This window comes from Marinobacterium iners DSM 11526 (genome assembly GCF_900107855.1).
Lineage (GTDB): Bacteria > Pseudomonadota > Gammaproteobacteria > Pseudomonadales > Balneatricaceae > Marinobacterium > Marinobacterium iners.
The window spans coordinates 96,080-113,734 of record NZ_FNRJ01000004.1; the positions used below are offsets into that span (position 1 = coordinate 96,080).

The window sequence follows — 17,655 nt, forward strand, 5'->3', positions numbered from 1 at the left end:
ACATAACGATTGGGAACGGGTGCAGGTGGTGGATTAAACTGACCGACGCACTGCAGTGAAACACATAAGTTGATAAGGCAAGTTAACAGTGAAAGGCATTATCCTCGCCGGCGGTTCCGGCACCCGTTTGTATCCGATCACGAAGGGCGTGTCCAAGCAGTTGCTGCCGATCTACGACAAGCCAATGATCTATTACCCACTCTCGGTGCTGATGCTGGCGGGTATTCGTGACATCCTGATCATCTCAACCCCCGAAGATCTTCCCAATTTTGAAAAGCTTCTGGGCGATGGCAGCAGCTTTGGCATTCAACTCAGTTACGCCGAACAGCCCAGCCCGGACGGCCTTGCACAGGCCTTCATCATCGGTGAAGAGTTCATAGGTGATGACAGTGTCTGCCTGGTGCTGGGTGACAATATTTTCTATGGTCAGGGGTTCTCGCCGAAGCTCAGGCAGGCGGCCGCCCGCACGTCTGGTGCAACCGTGTTTGGCTATCAAGTGAAAGACCCAGAGCGCTTTGGTGTGGTCGCCTTTGATAAAAACAACAAAGCAATTTCGATTGAAGAAAAGCCAGAGCAGCCAAAATCGAATTACGCCGTGACCGGCCTCTACTTTTACGACAACGACGTAGTGACAATTGCCAAGCAGGTGAAACCTTCGCACCGAGGAGAGCTGGAAATTACTACTGTAAACCAGGCATACCTTGAACGTGGCGACCTGAATGTAGAGCTGCTGGGACGTGGCTTCGCCTGGCTGGACACAGGCACCCACGAAAGCCTGCTGGAAGCGAGTAGTTTTGTAGAGACGATTGAGCACCGTCAAGGATTGAAGGTAGCGTGCCTGGAAGAAATTGGATTTAACAATGGGTGGCTTTCAAAAGAACAGCTGAAAGAGCAGGGTATAGCGCTCAGTAAAAATGGCTATGGTCAATATTTGCTAAGGTTGGCAGGGGAGTCCTGATGGGTGATTTGGTAAAGCTGATTGACTTTCCTCCTTTGGGCGATGATCGTGGATCATTGGTCGCACTTGAAGCGAACAAGACAATCCCCTTTGAGATCAAGCGTGTTTATTACATATTTGGTACCAAGCCGGGGGTTGCTCGCGGTTTTCATGCACACAAAAATCTCAAACAAGTAGCCGTATGCGTAACAGGTAGCTGCCGCATGTTGCTAGATGATGGAAGGCATAAAGAAGAAGTATTGCTTGATTCGCCAACAAAAGGAGTTGTAATCGAGGAGTTGGTTTGGCGAGAAATGCATGAATTTACCCCCGACTGCGTGTTGCTGGTATTGGCCAGCGAGCACTATGACGAAGCTGACTATATCCGTGATTATTCGGTTTTTTTGGATATTGTGAAAAATGAAGCTAATAAATAACTTCATATTAGATGCGCCGGTGCACCTTAGACCAATATTTAGAATAAGTCCTTTTAAAACTGATGATGTTGAATTGAATAATTATTTTTATTCAATGCCTGAGAATGTTGGGAAGTTAAAATCTTATTTTCATGTTCAGTATCCAGAAATGCATGTCCAATTAACGCCGCGTGGACGTGATGCAATTGCCTTAGCGTTATCAGCAATAAAATTAAATAAAAATGATGTTGTGACAATTTTCACGACAACAAATAACTTTTATATAAGTAGTTGCGTGACTGAAGAGATAGAGAAATTCTGTTGTTGGTCGAGAAGTATAGAGAAAAACACAAAGGTTATTTTTATAAATCATGAGTTTGGGTATTGTAGCCGAGATGTGAATTATTATAAGTCATTAGGTTATGTAGTTATTGAGGATTATGCCCACTCATTTTACTCCGGTACAAAAAAAAGAAACGGTTTTTTTTCAGGTGACTTTTTAATATACAGTTTGTCAAAATATTTCCCAGTACAAGCTGGTGGCGTCTTAGTATATTCAAATGAGTATAATTTTGGGGAGGATGTTATAGAGGATGATGTCTCTAAATATTGTGAAAAAGTTGTTTCAGCTTACATCGATAATGCGGATCAAATAGCAATTAAGAGGTTGAATAATTATCGATACTATGAGGTGCTATTCAATCAGCTAAATATAAGACCATATTTTGAACTAAATGATGACGACTACCCTGGGGTTTTTTGCTTTACTGTTCCTGAATATGTGAATTTACAAGAGATGAAGAAATATTTGAATGGGCAAGGAATTGAGTCAAGCGTTTTCTATGGTGTATCCGCATATTTTTTACCTTGCCATCAAGCGCTTTCCAATAAGGATATAGAGTATATATTTGAAGTTGTGAAGTCTTATTTAAGTGAGTTTATATGAAAGTAGGAAATATTGTAATCAAAGGGCGTGTTGATTTAGATCCCTCGAGCTCAATAAATAATTTGATTTTGAATGATGGTGTGAAAATTTCCAAAAGGTGTTCAATTTTTGGATCTGAAAAAAATATTTTGGAAATTGGCGAAAATTCATATATCGGAATGAATACCATTATTAACGGGTTTAATGCTAAAGTTATAATCGGTAATAATGTTAGTATTGCACAATCAGTTAATATAATGTCTGATTCTGGCCCAAATGCCAGCCCAGAAATGCAGGTTTTTTTTCCAATCGAAACAGGTCCTGTAAAGATTGGGGATCATTGTTGGCTCGGCGCAAATAGCATTATTATGCCAAACGTTACCCTGGGTGATTTCTGTGTTGTAGCTGCAAATAGCTTTGTATCGTGTAGTTTTGAATCTCATTCCGTAGTAGGTGGGAATCCTGCGAAGTTAATTCGGAAATTAAAATGAATGTTTCAAGATATACCATAGAAATGAAAAGTGACTGGGATAGTTTTGTTTTTAACTCCAAAAATGGTCATTTTTTGTTTGATCGTGATTACATGGATTATCATTCAGATAAGTTTAAAGATCATTCTTTAATGATTCATAATTCTAGTGAAAAATTGATAGCTTTGTTGCCGGCTAATCGAGATGGGAAAGCCATATACTCTCATCAAGGCTTGACTTTTGGTGGGTTTGTAGTGGATGAAAAAGTTAAGACAGCTGAGGTTCTAGATATTTTTGCCGCAGTAAGAGATTTTTTACGGGCTGATGGCTTCGAAAGATTAATATACAAGTGTATTCCTTACATTTATCACGATAAGCCTTCGGAAGAGGATCGTTATGCATTGTTTATTAATAATGCAAACTTAATAAGACGTGATGTTACATCGACAATTGATCTTCGGGAAAAGCCTAGGTACTCAAAAGGAAGGAAGTGGAGTATCAATAAAGCTAAAAAGGAAGGGGTTTTGGTCCGTGAGTCGGATGATTATGATAAGTTTTGGGAGTTGCTTGAAGAAGTTCTTCAGACTAATCATTCAGCTAAGCCAGTGCACACTCTTAATGAAATTGAGCTTCTTTCAGGTCGATTTCCAAATAATATTCGACTATTCTTAGCCGAAAAAGAAGGTAGAGTATTATCTGGTGCGCTAATATATGAAAGCAAATATGTCGCTCATACTCAATATCTCGCAAATAGCAGTGAAGGAAGAAATGTCGGTGGGCTTGATTTGACATTAGATTATTTGCTGACTGAATACTCTAAAAATAAGCGTTATTTCGATTTCGGTATATCTTGCGAGCAGAGTGGACGATATTTAAATGAGGGTTTGATTGCTCAAAAGGAAGGGTTTGGTGCCAGGGCAGTTGTCCATGATTTTTATGAGTTGTTTATATGATTCATTTTTTAGATTTAAAATCAATTAACGCCCAATATCGCCAAAACTTGATTGATGCCGCTGCCCGTGTAATCGACTCCGGCTGGTACATTCAAGGTACAGAGCTGAAAGCCTTTGAGTCAGAGTTTGCGGCCTACTGCTGCACCCAGCATTGTATCGGCGTGGCAAACGGCTTGGATGCATTGACACTGACTCTGCGCGCCTGGAAAGAGCTTGGCAAACTTAAGGAAGGTGATGAAGTCATCGTTCCTGCCAATACCTACATTGCCAGTATCCTTGCGATCACCGAAAACCGACTGAAGCCGGTTCTGGTTGAGCCAGATGAGCACACCTACAACCTATGCCCGAATAAAACAGCCGCTGCCATTACCGCCAACACCAAAGCCATCCTTGCGGTTCACTTGTACGGCCAGTTGGCCCCCATGCCTAAACTGATGGCATTGGCTGATGAGCATGGCCTATTGGTACTGGAAGATTCTGCACAGGCGCACGGAGCTGCGATCAACGGTAAAAAGGCGGGCAGTTGGGGCCATGCATCAGGTTTCAGTTTTTACCCCGGTAAAAACCTCGGTGCGCTGGGTGACGCTGGTGCTGTCACTACCAATGATGATGAACTGGCAAAAACTATTCGTGCCTTGGGTAATTACGGCAGCCACAAAAAATATGAAAACCTCTATCAGGGCGTGAACAGTCGTCTGGACGAGATGCAAGCAGCCATGCTGCGGGTGAAGCTACAACACCTTGATACAGAAACCCAGCGGCGCAAAGAGATTGCACGGTCCTATGCCAAAGGCATCACACATCCCGCACTGTCACAGCCAATTACAACGCACAGCACGCTAACATCATTGGAAAATCATGTATTTCATCTATACGTGGTTCGAACAGCAAAGCGTGAAGCTTTGCAGGCACACTTGGCTAACACTGGCATCCAAACTCTGATTCACTACCCGATCCCGCCACATCAGCAAAAAGCCTATGCACAGTGGAGTAAGGAGGCTTACCCACTGTCAGAAGCCATACATCAGCAAGTGCTGAGCCTGCCAATCAGCCCGGTGATGACCGATAATCAGGTAGACAGCATTATTGCCGCATGTAATAGCTTTGAGATGCCATAGCACATGACACTGATAAAAACCAGTTTGCTCAATGGTATAGCGGTTGTTATCAAAATGCTGACTTTGTTGGGCCTGAACAAGATACTGGCTATCTATGTCGGCCCAACGGGTTATGCTGCGTTGGGGCAGTTCCAAAATGCAGTGCAAATGATCACAACCCTGGCCAGCGGCGCGATCAACACCGGCGTTACCAAGTATACGGCTGAATACCACGAAGACGAAGCCAAACAGCATGCCGTATGGCGTACAGCGGGCACCATTTCACTGACTGGCTCGGTGTTGGTTGCAATAGCTGTAATTGCGTTCAACAAGCCCTTGGCGGGCTGGTTTCTCAAGGACGAAAGTCTGGGCAGCGTTTTTATCTGGTTTGCGGCAACATTGGCGCTGTTTGTGTTCAACACCCTCTTGCTTGCCATCCTCAATGGTAAAAAAGAGATACAGCGCTATGTAACCGCCAATATTGCCGGTAGCCTATTTGCACTGGCGGTAACGACCGTCATGGCGATTCAGCTGGGTTTGTATGGCGCACTGGTTGCATTGGCAATCTACCAGTCACTGACCTTCTTCGTGACCTTGACGCTCACCTATAAAGCCAGCTGGTTCAGACTGAACTACCTGCTTGGCGGCATCGACAAGCAATCCGCCAAGAGTCTGGCAAAATTTACCGCCATGGCGCTTACAAGTGCCGCCTGCGTACCGCTCAGCCATATCCTGATCCGTAACCACTTGGGAGAAACACTTGGCTGGGAAGCTGCAGGTTACTGGGAAGCCATGTGGCGACTGAGTGCAGCCTACCTGATGTTGGTCACGACCACATTAGGTGTGTACTACCTGCCCAAGCTTTCGGAACTGCAAGATCCAGCCGATATCAAAAAAGAAATACTGCAAGGCTATAAAATCATCTTGCCGGTTGCGGCTGCCTGTGGGTTGGTTATCTACCTGCTGCGGGATTTTATCATCCGTGTACTTTTTACTGCTGAATTTGCCGAGATGGAAGTGCTGTTTGGCTGGCAGATGGTCGGTGATACATTAAAGATTGGTAGCTGGATATTAGCCTACTTAATATTAGCAAAAGCCATGATTTTTGTTTTTATTGTTTCAGAAGTGGTTTTTGCATTTTTATTCTATTTTTTTTCATTTTACATTGTTCAGTTGATGGGACTTAAGGGGGTTGCTGTTGCGCATGCTCTTAATTATCTAATATATTTTATATTTGTGTTTTGTGTTGTTAGGCATAAATTAAGGTTAAATAAATTATGAATACGTTGGTAGAGCCTTTGGTTAGTGTGGTGATACCATGTTATAACCATGAGGAATATGTTCAGGCTTGTATTAGAAGTGTGATCTGTCAAGATTACAAAAATATAGAGCTAATCATTATAGATGATGGTTCAAACGATAGCTCAGCTATTAAGATTCAAGAACTAATTCCCGAGTGTGAGAAGCGTTTTACTCGTGTTGAGTTTAGAGCCAGACCCAATAAAGGTATTTGTGCAACCTTCAATGAAAGTATAAATATTGCAAAAGGTGTTTTTTTTGCACCGATAGCATCTGATGATGAAATGTATCCAAATAAAATATCAGAGCAAGTTAAAATATTTAATATTAAGTCTAAAGAAGTGCCTGGCTTAGTGGCTATATACTCAGGCGTTGAATATGTCGATAATTCGGGTAATAGCATTAGAATAAAAAAAGGAAGTGGTAAGTTTTGTGGCTTTAAGGAGGTTATACTAAGAAATGAATTCTTGCCAACACCTTCTTTTATGGTAATTAAACAAAAGCTAATTGATGTAGGTTGCTTTAATCCAAATTACAGTATAGAAGATTTTTACATTAGGTTGAAATTAACTGAAAATGGTGGCGTATTCTATGTAATGCCTTCGCCACTCGTTAAATATAGGAGGCATGATGATAATCTATCCAAAAAATCAGACTTAATGCTCTCGGGTGTAAGTGAAATTTTGGACGAGTATAAGGAGTATAAAATCTATAGAAAAGCCGTTGCTAGAAGTCTGTTGATACAAGCGCATGATTATCAAATAATTGACTTATATAAAGGCATGAAATATGCCATGAGAGCTGTGATAAAAGATCCAAGCATTATACTTACTAAGTCGATGTTCAAGTTTATTATAAAAGTTATTTATAAGCCGAAGTACTAGTTTGAGATTGCGCTATACGGGATGACTTTTAAAGGGAGATCGGGGTTCATATTCGGTTATAATTGATTTTTCATTGATTGTCATGGTAAGGTATTCATAATGGTGTTTAAAAATTATAGGCTTGGACTTTTCGGTTTTTTTTTATGGGTTCTAGTTTTTTATTTATTTATATTTCAGCCTCCCGTAATGTCAAAGCTTATATATTTAGCTTTACAGTTTTTTGTTTTCATTATGGCCATTTTGTTCTTTCACAAAAGAATTGAGGTCTTTGTAAATATATTTAAGGCAGAGTTTTTGCTGGTTTTTTTTGTTGTTTTCTATTCTATATTTAGAGACGCTTTGAGTGGTGATATTGTCTATTCTGATAGATTCGTGGGATGGTTTTTTCAATCATTCCTTTTCTGTGGTGTTTTAGTTTCTTTATATTTTTATCGAACTTTAAAAAAAGAATCTTTGAATTATTTTGGTAATGAAATATATGTGGCAGGTTTTATAGCTGCACTGTTTACTTTAGTATTGTGGCTTTTTCCGGCAGTTGACTCTTTTTATGAATCAATCCAACTTGATGCCTATTATGAAATATACTCTGATTTTGAAAAAAGGTACCGTGCATATGGAGTATCTGAGAATTTGACTTACACATATTCTGTTGTTTTAGGGATTTGCGCAGGTTATAGCTTAATCCTCTATAGAAAATCATGGTTTTTTGTTTTTTTGTGCCCATTGTTCTTATTCGCTGTTTCAGTAAATGCTAGAATTGGGTTTCTAGGTTTTGTTTTTTTTGTTTTTTATGTTTTTTTATATAGTGAGCTAAAAGCAAAAGCTATTTGGCTTTTTTCTTTTTTAGTGTTGTCTTTTTGGTTTTATTTTTCATCAGGCGATTTTATTCAAGAAAATAGATGGAGTCTGGGTTTCTTTTTGGAAGTTGCTGACTTCTTTTATTATGGTCTTGAGGGCAATAATATAATTGCTGTTCTTTTGAACAGCCATGTTCATTTCCCTGAAACTGTTGCGGGTGTTGTTTTTGGTACAGGGGAGTCTTTATTTGGTTCTGGATTCGAGAAAAGTAGTGATATTGGTTATATACTTCAATTGAACTATGGTGGTGTTATTATTTTGATTTTGTTGATGTTGGCTATTGCTTTTATGAGTGTCCGTCTTTTTAAAATACTTGGCTACAAGCATTGGTTTTCTTGGTTCTTCCCAATTTCGATTTGTGTTTTGAATTTCAAGGGTTTTATATTTGCGATGACTCCAGGTGGAAGGTTTATATTTCTATTATATTTCTATTATATTTTTAAAGCTTTGGTGGTCAATAATCAAATATTTTTAAATGCTAGAAATAATATGATTTCTCATGCCCATTAATTATTTTAATAATTAACTTAAAGGTAAATGATGTTTAAAGGTAAGATATTGCTTTTAACAGGTGGTACGGGCTCTTTCGGCAATGCCGTCCTCAACCGTTTCCTGAATACTGACATCGCTGAAATTCGTATTTTTAGCCGTGATGAGAAGAAGCAGGACGATATGCGCAAGCGTTACGCCAACCCCAAGCTCAAGTTCTACATTGGCGATGTGCGTGACTACAACAGTATCCTGAACGCGACCCGCGGGGTGGATTACATCTACCATGCAGCGGCGCTCAAGCAGGTGCCGTCCTGTGAGTTTCACCCCATGGAGGCGGTAAAAACCAACGTGCTCGGCACTGAGAATGTGCTGGAAGCGGCCATTCAGAACGCGGTGAAGCGCGTTGTCTGCCTGAGTACCGACAAGGCGGTGTATCCCATCAATGCCATGGGCATCTCTAAGGCGATGATGGAGAAGGTGATGGTGGCCAAGTCGCGCAATGTCGATCCCGACAAAACCGTGATCTGCGGCACCCGCTACGGCAACGTCATGGCGTCCCGTGGTTCCGTGATTCCGTTGTTTGTGGATCAGATTCGTGCCGGCAAGGCGCTGACCATTACCGATCCCAATATGACCCGGTTCATGATGGCCCTGGCCGATGCAGTGGACTTGGTGCTGTACGCTTTCGAGCATGGCAGCAACGGTGATATGTTTGTGCAGAAGGCCCCGGCGGCCACGGTTGAAACACTGGCCAAAGCGCTGACGGACCTTATGGGCAAGCCGGATCACCCGATCAATGTGATTGGCACCCGCCATGGTGAAAAACTGTTTGAAGCGCTGCTCAGTCGTGAAGAGATGGCTTGCGCGGAAGACCTGGGTGGCTATTACCGTGTACCGCCGGATCTGCGGGATTTGAATTACAGCAAGTTTGTCGAGCAGGGCGAAGAGAAGATCTCCCACACTGAAGATTACAACTCCCACAATACCGAGCGACTGGATGTGGCAGGCATGCAAGCACTGCTGCGCAAGTTGGATTTCATTCGTGCCCTGGAACGGGGTGAGTACATCAACCCGGAGGACTAAGCCGTGCGTGTACTGGTAACCGGTGCCAACGGTTTTATTGGTAAAAACCTGCTGCTGCATTTTCAGGAAAAGGGTGGCATCGACGTGGTGCCCTTTACCCGCGAGCATAGTGTCGATGACCTGCCTGCATTGCTGGACGGTGTCGATTGGGTGTTCCATCTGGCAGGCATCAACCGCCCGCAACACCCGGAGGAGTTTGTCACCGGCAACACCGGCCTGACCGAGCAGCTGTGCGCGGCAATAAAGGCCTGCGGCAGACAGGTGCCGGTGGTGTATTCCTCGTCCATTCAGGCCGGACGCGATAACGACTACGGCAGCAGTAAACGTGCTGCCGAAGAGGCTTTGCTCGCGCTGAGGCAGGATACCGGTAACCCGGTGTATATCTTCCGTTTGCCCAATGTGTTCGGCAAATGGGCGCGGCCCAATTACAATTCGGCGGTTGCAACCTTTTGTCATAATGTCGCCCGCGATCTGCCGATTCAGATCAACGACCCTTCTGCCGTTATTCGCCTGGTGTATGTCGATAATGTGGTCGACAGCTTCATGGCGCTGCTTGCTGGTACAGAGTCAGTCAGCACCCGTATTGATAACGCCTATGTTGAAGTTTGCCCCGAATACTGCATCAGAGTTGGCGAGCTGGCCGATCAGCTGTACCGCTTCAAGGCTACGCGGGATAACCTGATCACCGAGCCTGTGGGTACAGGGCTGGTACGGGCCTTGTACTCGACTTATGTCAGCTACTTGCCGCCGGAGTGCTTCACCTACCCTGTGCAGCAGCATGGCGATGCCCGTGGTGTCTTTGTCGAGATGTTGAAAACTCCCGATGCCGGGCAGTTTTCGTTTTTCACCGCACACCCCGGTATTACCCGTGGCGGGCATTATCACCACTCCAAAACCGAGAAGTTTCTGGTGATCAAGGGTAAGGCCTGCTTCCGCTTCCGTCATATGATGACTGGCGAGTTTTACGAGCTGCACACCTCAGGTGAGCAGTCTGAAATTGTCGAAACCGTACCGGGCTGGACCCATGATGTGACCAACGTGGGTGATGACGAATTGATCTGCATGCTCTGGGCCAATGAGATTTTTGATCGGGACAAGCCGGATACCTTTGCCTGTCCGCTGGGTTGAAATAACCGCACATTGAAGCCTGAGTATCTGTACGCAAACGCCCGTACTCAAGGATCGTTATGAAAAAACTGAAGGTTATGACCGTGGTCGGGACCCGGCCTGAGATTATTCGTCTGTCACGGGTGATGGCTAAACTGGATGAGCACTGCGAGCAAGTGTTGGTGCATACCGGTCAGAATTACGATTACGAACTGAATGAAATCTTCTTTAATGACCTGGGCATTCGCAAGCCCGACCATTTCCTCAGTGCCGCCGGTGCCAGCGGTGCCGAAACCATCGGTAATGTGATCATTGCTGTTGATCGGGTGCTGGCTGAAGTGCAGCCGGAAGCGGTGCTGGTTCTGGGTGACACCAACAGTTGTATGGCTGTGCTGCCGGCCAAACGTCGCAAGATTCCGACTTTCCATATGGAAGCGGGCAACCGCTGCTTTGATATGCGCGTACCTGAAGAGATCAACCGTCGCATCGTTGACCACACAGCGGATATCAATCTGACCTACAGTACCATTGCGCGTGACTACCTGCTGGCCGAAGGCCTGCCGCCCGATCGCGTGATCAAAACCGGCAGCCCCATGTTTGAGGTGTTGAACCATTACCGCGATGGCATTGAAGCCTCGGACGTGCTGGATCGACTGGGCCTGGCAAAACATCAGTTCTTCGTTGTCAGCGCACACCGCGAAGAAAACGTCGATTCCGACAAAAATTTTCTCAAGCTGGTCGATGTGCTGAATACGGTTGCCGAACAGTACGATCTGCCGGTAATTGTCTCGACCCACCCGCGTACGCAAAAGCGTGTAGACGCCATGGGGGTTAAGTTTCATGCCAACGTGCAGCTGCTCAAACCGCTGGGCTTCAAGGATTACAACAAACTCCAGCTCTGCGCCCGTGCAGTGTTGTCAGACAGCGGCACCATCAATGAGGAGTCATCCATTCTTAACTTCCCGGCACTGAACCTTCGAGAAGCCCATGAGCGCCCCGAAGGTATGGAAGAGGCCGTCGCCATGATGGTCGGACTGGAAGTGGAGCGTGTGCTGCAGGGCTTGGCGATTCTGGAATCACAAAGTCGCGGAGATGAACGCAGTCTGCGACTGGTCGCCGATTACAGCATGCCGAACGTGGCGGACAAGGTTGTACGTATCGTACACAGCTACCGTGACTATGTGATGCGGACGGTTTGGAAAGTATATGACTGAGCAAAATAAGTTGGTCGTTTATGTCGGGCCTTTTGGTTTCCCAAAAGGTGGCGCTGCGGCCAAAAGAATATATGGTAACTGTGTAACGCTTAGTCAACAGGGCTACAAAGTCAAGGTGGTGTCTGGACAAGTGCCTCCTGATGGTATTGTTGAAAGTAACTACAAGAATATTCCCGTAATTTCATTGAGTGAAAGGTTATATGAGAAGCTTCCTAGGTTTTTGAAGCATTTTCTTTATTTTTCTGCGGGAAAAAAAGCTGTGCAATGGTTGGATAGTCTTGACAAAAAACCTCGTGCTATAATTTTATATAGCGGATATTCTCCTTACTTGCTTAGATTGATACCTTGGGCAAAAAAAAATAATGTTAAACTAATTTTCGATACCGTCGAGTGGTATGATCCGCCTAGTCTTATTTCAAGATTTTTCTCACCTTACTATTTAAATATCGAACTTGCGATGCGTTTTCTTCTCAAAAAATGCGATGGTTTGATTGTTATAAGTAGTTATCTTGAGAATTACTATAAAGAAAAAGTTAAAGACTTGGTTGTTATACCTCCTACTGTAGACTGTTCGCAGATCGAATCACGTATTGCTTTACATGAATGTGATACTGTAAAGTTCGTTTATGCAGGTTCGCCAGGGAAAAAAGACGCACTTTCATCAATAATATCTGCAATTATTTCAGTTGCATCAAGTGGGTATAGAGTTCAACTAAACATAGCTGGCGTTACGGAAAAAAATCTTAAGGATTATATCCCTAATGTAAAAATAGATAACCTAGGTGAAATCATAAAATGTTATGGCTTAGTTAGTGCTGAATCAGCGGCCGATCTGGTTAAGGATTCTGACTTTTCAATTATAATAAGACCAGATATTAGAAGTGTTCAAGCTGGTTTCCCAACGAAATTTGTAGAGAGTTTATCAGTTGGTACACCCGTTATAGCTAACTTGACAAGTGATTTGGGTGTTTATTTAAAACATGGAATAAACGGTTATATTTGCAAAGATGATAGCATTGAATCTTTGGTTGATGTTCTCATAAGCAGTATCAATAATAATGATTTATACACGATGAGAATCAATGCGCGTGAAACAGCTGAAAAATATTTTGATGTAAGTGGTTACTTAGCTCACATGAAAAGAATTATTGAATCTTGAGATTAATTTTATTATGGCTAAGAACATCAAATTAGCTATCATCGGCCTCGGCTACGTCGGCCTGCCACTCGCTGTCGAATTTGGCAAGCAATACCCCACGCTGGGCTTTGATATCAACACGGCTCGCCTGGCTGAACTGCAGCAGGGCCACGACAGCACGCTGGAAGTGGACGATCAGGAACTGGCAGAGGCCAGGCATCTGTCCTACAGCAGCGCGTTGGATGATCTCAAAACCTGCAACGTGTTTATCGTGACCGTGCCGACGCCGATCAATGAGCACAAACAGCCCGATCTCACTCCGCTAATCAAAGCCAGTGAAACCATCGGCAAGGTACTCAAGCAAGGTGATATCGTGATTTACGAATCCACGGTTTACCCCGGTGCCACCGAGGAAGACTGTGTTCCGGTGTTGGAACGTGTATCAGGCCTGACCTTCAATAAAGACTTCTTTTGCGGGTACAGCCCTGAGCGTATCAATCCCGGCGATAAGGAACATCGTGTTACTTCCATCCTTAAAGTAACATCCGGCTCGACACCTGAAGTGGCGGAAACCGTGGATCAGCTGTACCGCTCCATCATCACTGCGGGCACGCACAAGGCCAGCTCCATCAGGGTGGCAGAAGCTGCCAAGGTGATCGAGAACACTCAGCGGGATGTTAATATCGGTCTGATCAATGAGCTGGCGCTGATCTTCAATAAGCTTGGGATCGATACCGAAGAGGTACTGAAGGCGGCTGGTACCAAATGGAATTTCTTGCCGTTTCGACCCGGTTTGGTAGGTGGGCACTGCATTGGTGTGGACCCTTATTACCTCACTCATAAGGCACAGTCGGTGGGGTATCACCCCGAGATTATTTTGGCAGGCCGCCGCCTGAATGATGGTATGGGGGCTTATGTCGCCAGCCGGCTGGTCAAGGCGATGCTGAAGAAAAGAATTCAGGTTGATGGTGCACGTGTGTTGGTAATGGGCCTGACCTTCAAGGAAAATTGCCCGGACCTGCGTAACACCAAGGTGGTGGATATCGTCACCGAGCTGACGGACTATGGTGTGCAAGTGGACTGCTACGATCCTTGGGTGAATCCCGAAGATGCAGAGCATGAGTATGGCATCACCCCGATTTCTGCTCCCAAGGCGGGTGAATATGATGCTGTTGTGGTTGCAGTTGCACACAAGCAGTTTACCGAGATGGGCGAAGAGAGGATTCGCGCACTGGGTAAGCCCGCGCATGTGTTGTATGACCTCAAATATATCCTGCCGGCGGATGCCTGTGATCTGCGCCTCTAGGCCTGATTTTTGTAATTTTGTTTTTCTTGGAACGGACTAAGGACGCTCTGCCCCAATAAAAGGGCGGGTGCATGGGACTATGACTGCCTATTCAAAACTGCTTGAAACCCTCCCGGCCAACCCAAAAACCTGGCTGATTACTGGCGTGGCCGGTTTTATAGGCTCGAATCTGCTGGAGCACCTGCTCAAACTGAACCAGCGTGTCGTCGGTCTGGATAATTTCGCAACCGGCCATCAGCATAATCTGGATGAAGTTCAGAGGCTGGTCAGCCCGGAACAGTGGGCGGGTTTTACCTTTATCGAAGGTGATATCCGCAATTTGGATGATTGCCACAAAGTGTGTACCGGTGTGGATTATGTGCTGCATCAAGCAGCACTGGGATCGGTGCCGCGGTCCATCAATGATCCCATCACTACCAACGCGACCAATATCAGCGGCTTTTTGAATATGCTGGTCGCCGCTCGCGATGCCGGGGTCAAGAGCTTCACCTACGCTGCCAGCAGCTCCACCTACGGCGACCACCCAGCACTTCCCAAGGTGGAAGAGAACATCGGCAAGCCCCTGTCACCCTACGCGGTTACCAAGTACGTCAATGAGTTGTATGCGGATGTGTTCGCCAAAACCTACGGTTTCAACACCATCGGCTTGCGTTATTTCAATGTATTCGGCAAACGTCAGGACCCCAATGGAGCCTATGCGGCGGTGATACCCAAGTGGGCCGCATCCATGCTGCTGGGTGATGATGTTTTCATCAATGGTGATGGTGAAACCAGCCGTGACTTCTGCTTTATCGAAAACGCCGTACAGGCCAACCTGTTGGCGGCAACAGCGGAGGAGAGCGCCAAAAACGAAGTCTACAACGTGGCTGTAGGCGACCGTACCACGCTGAATGACTTGTACCGTGCGCTGCAAGCGGCCCTGGCGGAAAACGGCAAGCCTTATGAGAATGCGCCGGTGTACCGCGACTTTCGTGCCGGTGACGTGCGCCATTCACAGGCGGATATTGGCAAGGCAGCAACCAAGCTGGGTTACGCGCCGGAGTATCGCATCATGGACGGTATCGCCAAGGCGATGCCTTGGTATATTGAGAATGTGGGGTGAAGGCGTCAGGTGATTAAAAAATTTATACTGATTGCCGGTTATCCCGACTCCTTACTGAACTTCCGAGGACCGCTACTACGCGCACTGCTGACAGAGGGGCTGGAAGTACATGTGGCAGCACCTGATTTGCCGGCGAACAGTGTGATTAGGCAAGAGCTTGAGGGTTTGGGTGTTCGGGTACACGAGGTTGCTCTGAAGCGCACCGGTATGAATCCGCTCGCTGATATGACGACTGTGTACCAGCTTTGGTGCTTGATGCGTCGAATCAAACCTGATTTTTCACTCGGTTACACCATTAAGCCGGTTATCTACGGCAATATTGCGGCTTGGCTTGCAGGTGTGCCGAGCCGTTTTGCATTGATTACCGGTCTTGGCTATGCATTCCAGGGAGAAGGAGGGCAGCGCTCTTGGCTCAAACGGATAGTACAAGGCTTGTACCGAATGGCGCTTGACAAGGTTCACAGGGTGTTCTTCCAAAACCCGGATGATGAGGCGCTGTTCCACTCGTTGGGCATTACCAACAAATCAGATCGGAAAACGGTTGTCGTCAATGGCTCTGGAATAGATGTCAGCCGCTTTGCGGTAGCGCCGTTGCCGAAAGTCACTCAGTTTTTGCTGATCGCCAGGCTCCTTGGTGACAAGGGGGTAAGGGAGTACGTAAAAGCTGCCACCATGGTGCGTCAGCAGTATCCCTGTGTACGCTTTGGACTCGTAGGTTGGATTGACGATAATCCAAATGCAATTGGTGAAGATGAGCTGGAGCATTGGATCGAATCAGGCGATGTGCAGTTCTATGGCCGTTTAGCCGATGTGAAGCCTGTCATAGCCGAAAGCAGCATTTATGTTCTGCCTTCATATCGTGAGGGCACACCGCGGACAGTGCTGGAAGCCATGGCCATGGGCCGTCCGATTATCACGACGGATGCGCCTGGTTGTCGGGAGACAGTGGTAGATGGTGACAACGGTTTTTTGGTACCGGTCAAGTCGGTGGATGAACTGGCAATTGCAATGCTGAAATTTGTTGAGCAGCCTGAGTTGATTATCCGTATGGGCAAGCGTTCGCGCCAGATAGCGGAAGAGAAGTATGACGTGGATAAAGTGAATGTGCATATGTTGAGGGAAATGGGAATCAAGTGATCAAGCGTCTTTTCGATATTGTTGCGTCCATAATTGGCCTGCTACTGCTTGCTCCCGTGATCGCTGCCGTCGCCTTCCAGATCCGCCGCAAACTCGGTTCTCCTGTTCTGTTCCGCCAGGTGCGCCCTGGCAAAGACGGCAAGCCCTTTGAAATGATCAAATTCCGTACTATGCGTGATGCCATAGGCAAGGACGGCAACCCGCTGCCGGACTCGGAGCGGATGACGCCTTTCGGGTCGTTCCTGAGATCAGCCAGTCTGGATGAGCTGCCAGAGCTGTGGAATGTACTCAAGGGCGATATGAGCCTGGTTGGGCCTCGGCCTTTGCTGATGGAGTACCTGCCTCTGTATTCAAAAGAGCAGTACCGCCGCCATGACGTTCGCCCCGGTATCACCGGCTGGGCGCAGGTGAATGGTCGCAACGCGATAAGCTGGGAAGAGAAGTTCAAGCTGGATGTGTGGTATGTGGATAACCACTCTCTCTGGCTCGATCTGAAGATCATTTATTTGACGGTCAAGAAAGTGCTGGTCAGGGATGGGATCTCGGCTGAAGGTGAGGTAACCATGTCGAAGTTTACGGGTAGTGACAAGTGAAGCGTCTGGCAATTTTGGGTGCCAGCGGGCATGGCAAGGTTGTTGCCGATATCGCTGAGTGCAGCGGCTGGGATGAGGTTATTTTCTTCGACGATGCTTGGCCCGGTGTGTCAGCGAACGGCGATTGGATTGTTGAAGGCACTTGCCAGTCATTGGCTGATCGTTTGGATGCGTTTGACGGTGTTATCGTAGCGATTGGTAACAACACTATTCGCGCGGAAAAGTTGCACTGGTTGTCTGACATTGCGGCGCCTGTAGTGACGCTGGTGCATCCGTCTGCGGTAATCAGCCAATACGCAAAGTTGGATATAGGCACAGTCGTGATGCCAGGCGTGGTGGTGAATGTGTCTGCCTGCATCGGTAAGGGTGTGATTCTCAATACCGGGTGTAGCATCGACCACGACTGCACCATTGGTGACTGTGCGCATATTAGCCCGGGGGCACGATTGGCCGGCGGCGTTAAGGTTGGCATGCAAAGTTGGGTAGGTATTGGTGCTTCCGTAAAACAGCTCATCAATATTGGCCACCAGGTTACAGTAGGTGCTGGCGCGGTAGTGTTGGCAGACCTGCCGGATGGTGTTACTGCGGTTGGCGTGCCGGCGAAGCTGATGTGATAGTTATTCTATGTTAGTGCTCACTCTGTG

18 protein-coding genes are annotated in these 17,655 nt (G+C 46.1%); all 18 read left to right on the forward strand.

What is annotated here, in order from left to right; genetic code table 11:
- Positions 1–88: 88 nt before the first annotated feature.
- The 18 genes from rfbA (at position 89) to BLV48_RS06475 (ending at position 17,625) form a co-directional block, all read left to right on the forward strand.
- Entirely contained in the window at positions 89–958 is an 870-nt protein-coding gene (rfbA, locus tag BLV48_RS06390) for a glucose-1-phosphate thymidylyltransferase RfbA (protein WP_091824785.1), read from the forward strand.
- Positions 958–1,374, forward strand: a complete 417-nt coding sequence (locus BLV48_RS06395) for a sugar 3,4-ketoisomerase (RefSeq protein ID WP_091824787.1) — start codon at positions 958–960, stop codon at positions 1,372–1,374. Before rfbA ends, BLV48_RS06395 begins: the two co-directional genes overlap by 1 nt.
- Positions 1,358–2,299, forward strand: a complete 942-nt coding sequence (locus BLV48_RS06400; RefSeq protein ID WP_091824790.1) for a PLP-dependent aminotransferase family protein — start codon at positions 1,358–1,360, stop codon at positions 2,297–2,299. The genes BLV48_RS06395 and BLV48_RS06400 overlap by 17 nt, the downstream gene beginning before the upstream one ends.
- Complete coding sequence (locus tag BLV48_RS06405; RefSeq protein WP_091824793.1) at positions 2,296–2,769, forward strand: acyltransferase; 474 nt, start codon at positions 2,296–2,298, stop codon at positions 2,767–2,769. Before BLV48_RS06400 ends, BLV48_RS06405 begins: the two co-directional genes overlap by 4 nt.
- The gene (locus BLV48_RS06410; protein WP_091824796.1) at positions 2,766–3,701 is read left to right on the forward strand and encodes a GNAT family N-acetyltransferase; all 936 of its coding nucleotides are present in this window, start codon (positions 2,766–2,768) and stop codon (positions 3,699–3,701) included. The genes BLV48_RS06405 and BLV48_RS06410 overlap by 4 nt, the downstream gene beginning before the upstream one ends.
- Positions 3,698–4,819, forward strand: a complete 1,122-nt coding sequence (locus tag BLV48_RS06415) for a DegT/DnrJ/EryC1/StrS family aminotransferase (RefSeq protein ID WP_091824799.1) — start codon at positions 3,698–3,700, stop codon at positions 4,817–4,819. Before BLV48_RS06410 ends, BLV48_RS06415 begins: the two co-directional genes overlap by 4 nt.
- A gap of 3 nt (positions 4,820–4,822) precedes the next feature.
- Positions 4,823–6,079, forward strand: a complete 1,257-nt coding sequence (locus BLV48_RS06420; RefSeq protein ID WP_091824802.1) for an O-antigen translocase — start codon at positions 4,823–4,825, stop codon at positions 6,077–6,079.
- Positions 6,076–6,981 carry a glycosyltransferase gene (locus tag BLV48_RS06425; RefSeq protein WP_091824804.1) on the forward strand — a complete coding sequence of 302 codons (906 nt, stop codon included), beginning with the start codon at positions 6,076–6,078 and terminating at the stop codon, positions 6,979–6,981. The genes BLV48_RS06420 and BLV48_RS06425 overlap by 4 nt, the downstream gene beginning before the upstream one ends.
- A gap of 99 nt (positions 6,982–7,080) precedes the next feature.
- A complete protein-coding gene (locus tag BLV48_RS06430) occupies positions 7,081–8,349 on the forward strand; it encodes a hypothetical protein (RefSeq protein ID WP_091824807.1) in 1,269 nt (422 codons plus the stop codon).
- A 48-nt stretch (positions 8,350–8,397) separates the two neighbouring features.
- The gene (locus tag BLV48_RS06435; RefSeq protein ID WP_302847873.1) at positions 8,398–9,414 is read left to right on the forward strand and encodes a polysaccharide biosynthesis protein; all 1,017 of its coding nucleotides are present in this window, start codon (positions 8,398–8,400) and stop codon (positions 9,412–9,414) included.
- A gap of 3 nt (positions 9,415–9,417) precedes the next feature.
- Positions 9,418–10,542, forward strand: a complete 1,125-nt coding sequence (gene wbjC, locus BLV48_RS06440; RefSeq protein WP_091824812.1) for a UDP-2-acetamido-2,6-beta-L-arabino-hexul-4-ose reductase — start codon at positions 9,418–9,420, stop codon at positions 10,540–10,542.
- Positions 10,543–10,601: 59 nt separating this feature from the next.
- Positions 10,602–11,735: a non-hydrolyzing UDP-N-acetylglucosamine 2-epimerase gene (gene wecB / locus BLV48_RS06445; protein WP_091824814.1), complete on the forward strand. Its 1,134-nt coding sequence runs from the start codon at positions 10,602–10,604 to the stop codon at positions 11,733–11,735.
- A complete protein-coding gene (locus tag BLV48_RS06450; protein WP_091824817.1) occupies positions 11,728–12,894 on the forward strand; it encodes a glycosyltransferase in 1,167 nt (388 codons plus the stop codon). Before wecB ends, BLV48_RS06450 begins: the two co-directional genes overlap by 8 nt.
- A gap of 13 nt (positions 12,895–12,907) precedes the next feature.
- Positions 12,908–14,179 carry a Vi polysaccharide biosynthesis UDP-N-acetylglucosamine C-6 dehydrogenase TviB gene (gene tviB / locus BLV48_RS06455; protein WP_091824820.1) on the forward strand — a complete coding sequence of 424 codons (1,272 nt, stop codon included), beginning with the start codon at positions 12,908–12,910 and terminating at the stop codon, positions 14,177–14,179.
- Between the two features lie 79 nt (positions 14,180–14,258).
- Positions 14,259–15,281 (forward strand): NAD-dependent epimerase/dehydratase family protein, encoded by a 1,023-nt coding sequence (locus BLV48_RS06460; RefSeq protein ID WP_091824822.1) that lies wholly within the window; start codon positions 14,259–14,261, stop codon positions 15,279–15,281.
- Between the two features lie 9 nt (positions 15,282–15,290).
- Positions 15,291–16,418: a glycosyltransferase family 4 protein gene (locus tag BLV48_RS06465; protein WP_217632964.1), complete on the forward strand. Its 1,128-nt coding sequence runs from the start codon at positions 15,291–15,293 to the stop codon at positions 16,416–16,418.
- Positions 16,415–17,011: a sugar transferase gene (locus BLV48_RS06470; RefSeq protein WP_091824824.1), complete on the forward strand. Its 597-nt coding sequence runs from the start codon at positions 16,415–16,417 to the stop codon at positions 17,009–17,011. Before BLV48_RS06465 ends, BLV48_RS06470 begins: the two co-directional genes overlap by 4 nt.
- Positions 17,008–17,625 carry an acetyltransferase gene (locus tag BLV48_RS06475; RefSeq protein WP_091824827.1) on the forward strand — a complete coding sequence of 206 codons (618 nt, stop codon included), beginning with the start codon at positions 17,008–17,010 and terminating at the stop codon, positions 17,623–17,625. The genes BLV48_RS06470 and BLV48_RS06475 overlap by 4 nt, the downstream gene beginning before the upstream one ends.
- The last annotated feature ends 30 nt before the right edge of the window (positions 17,626–17,655 follow it).

Excerpts from the sequence above, each read along its gene's own strand:
- BLV48_RS06430 (WP_091824807.1), top strand. The coding sequence starts at position 7,081 with ATGGTGTTTAAAAATTATAGGCTTGGACTTTTCGGTTTTTTTTTATGG.
- wecB (WP_091824814.1), top strand. The coding sequence starts at position 10,602 with ATGAAAAAACTGAAGGTTATGACCGTGGTCGGGACCCGGCCTGAGATT.
- BLV48_RS06425 (WP_091824804.1), top strand. The coding sequence starts at position 6,076 with ATGAATACGTTGGTAGAGCCTTTGGTTAGTGTGGTGATACCATGTTAT.
- BLV48_RS06460 (WP_091824822.1), top strand. The coding sequence starts at position 14,259 with ATGACTGCCTATTCAAAACTGCTTGAAACCCTCCCGGCCAACCCAAAA.
- BLV48_RS06420 (WP_091824802.1), top strand. The coding sequence starts at position 4,823 with ATGACACTGATAAAAACCAGTTTGCTCAATGGTATAGCGGTTGTTATC.
- tviB (WP_091824820.1), top strand. The coding sequence starts at position 12,908 with ATGGCTAAGAACATCAAATTAGCTATCATCGGCCTCGGCTACGTCGGC.
- BLV48_RS06415 (WP_091824799.1), top strand. The coding sequence starts at position 3,698 with ATGATTCATTTTTTAGATTTAAAATCAATTAACGCCCAATATCGCCAA.
- BLV48_RS06395 (WP_091824787.1), top strand. The coding sequence starts at position 958 with ATGGGTGATTTGGTAAAGCTGATTGACTTTCCTCCTTTGGGCGATGAT.
- BLV48_RS06405 (WP_091824793.1), top strand. The coding sequence starts at position 2,296 with ATGAAAGTAGGAAATATTGTAATCAAAGGGCGTGTTGATTTAGATCCC.
- BLV48_RS06410 (WP_091824796.1), top strand. The coding sequence starts at position 2,766 with ATGAATGTTTCAAGATATACCATAGAAATGAAAAGTGACTGGGATAGT.
- BLV48_RS06400 (WP_091824790.1), top strand. The coding sequence starts at position 1,358 with ATGAAGCTAATAAATAACTTCATATTAGATGCGCCGGTGCACCTTAGA.
- BLV48_RS06450 (WP_091824817.1), top strand. The coding sequence starts at position 11,728 with ATGACTGAGCAAAATAAGTTGGTCGTTTATGTCGGGCCTTTTGGTTTC.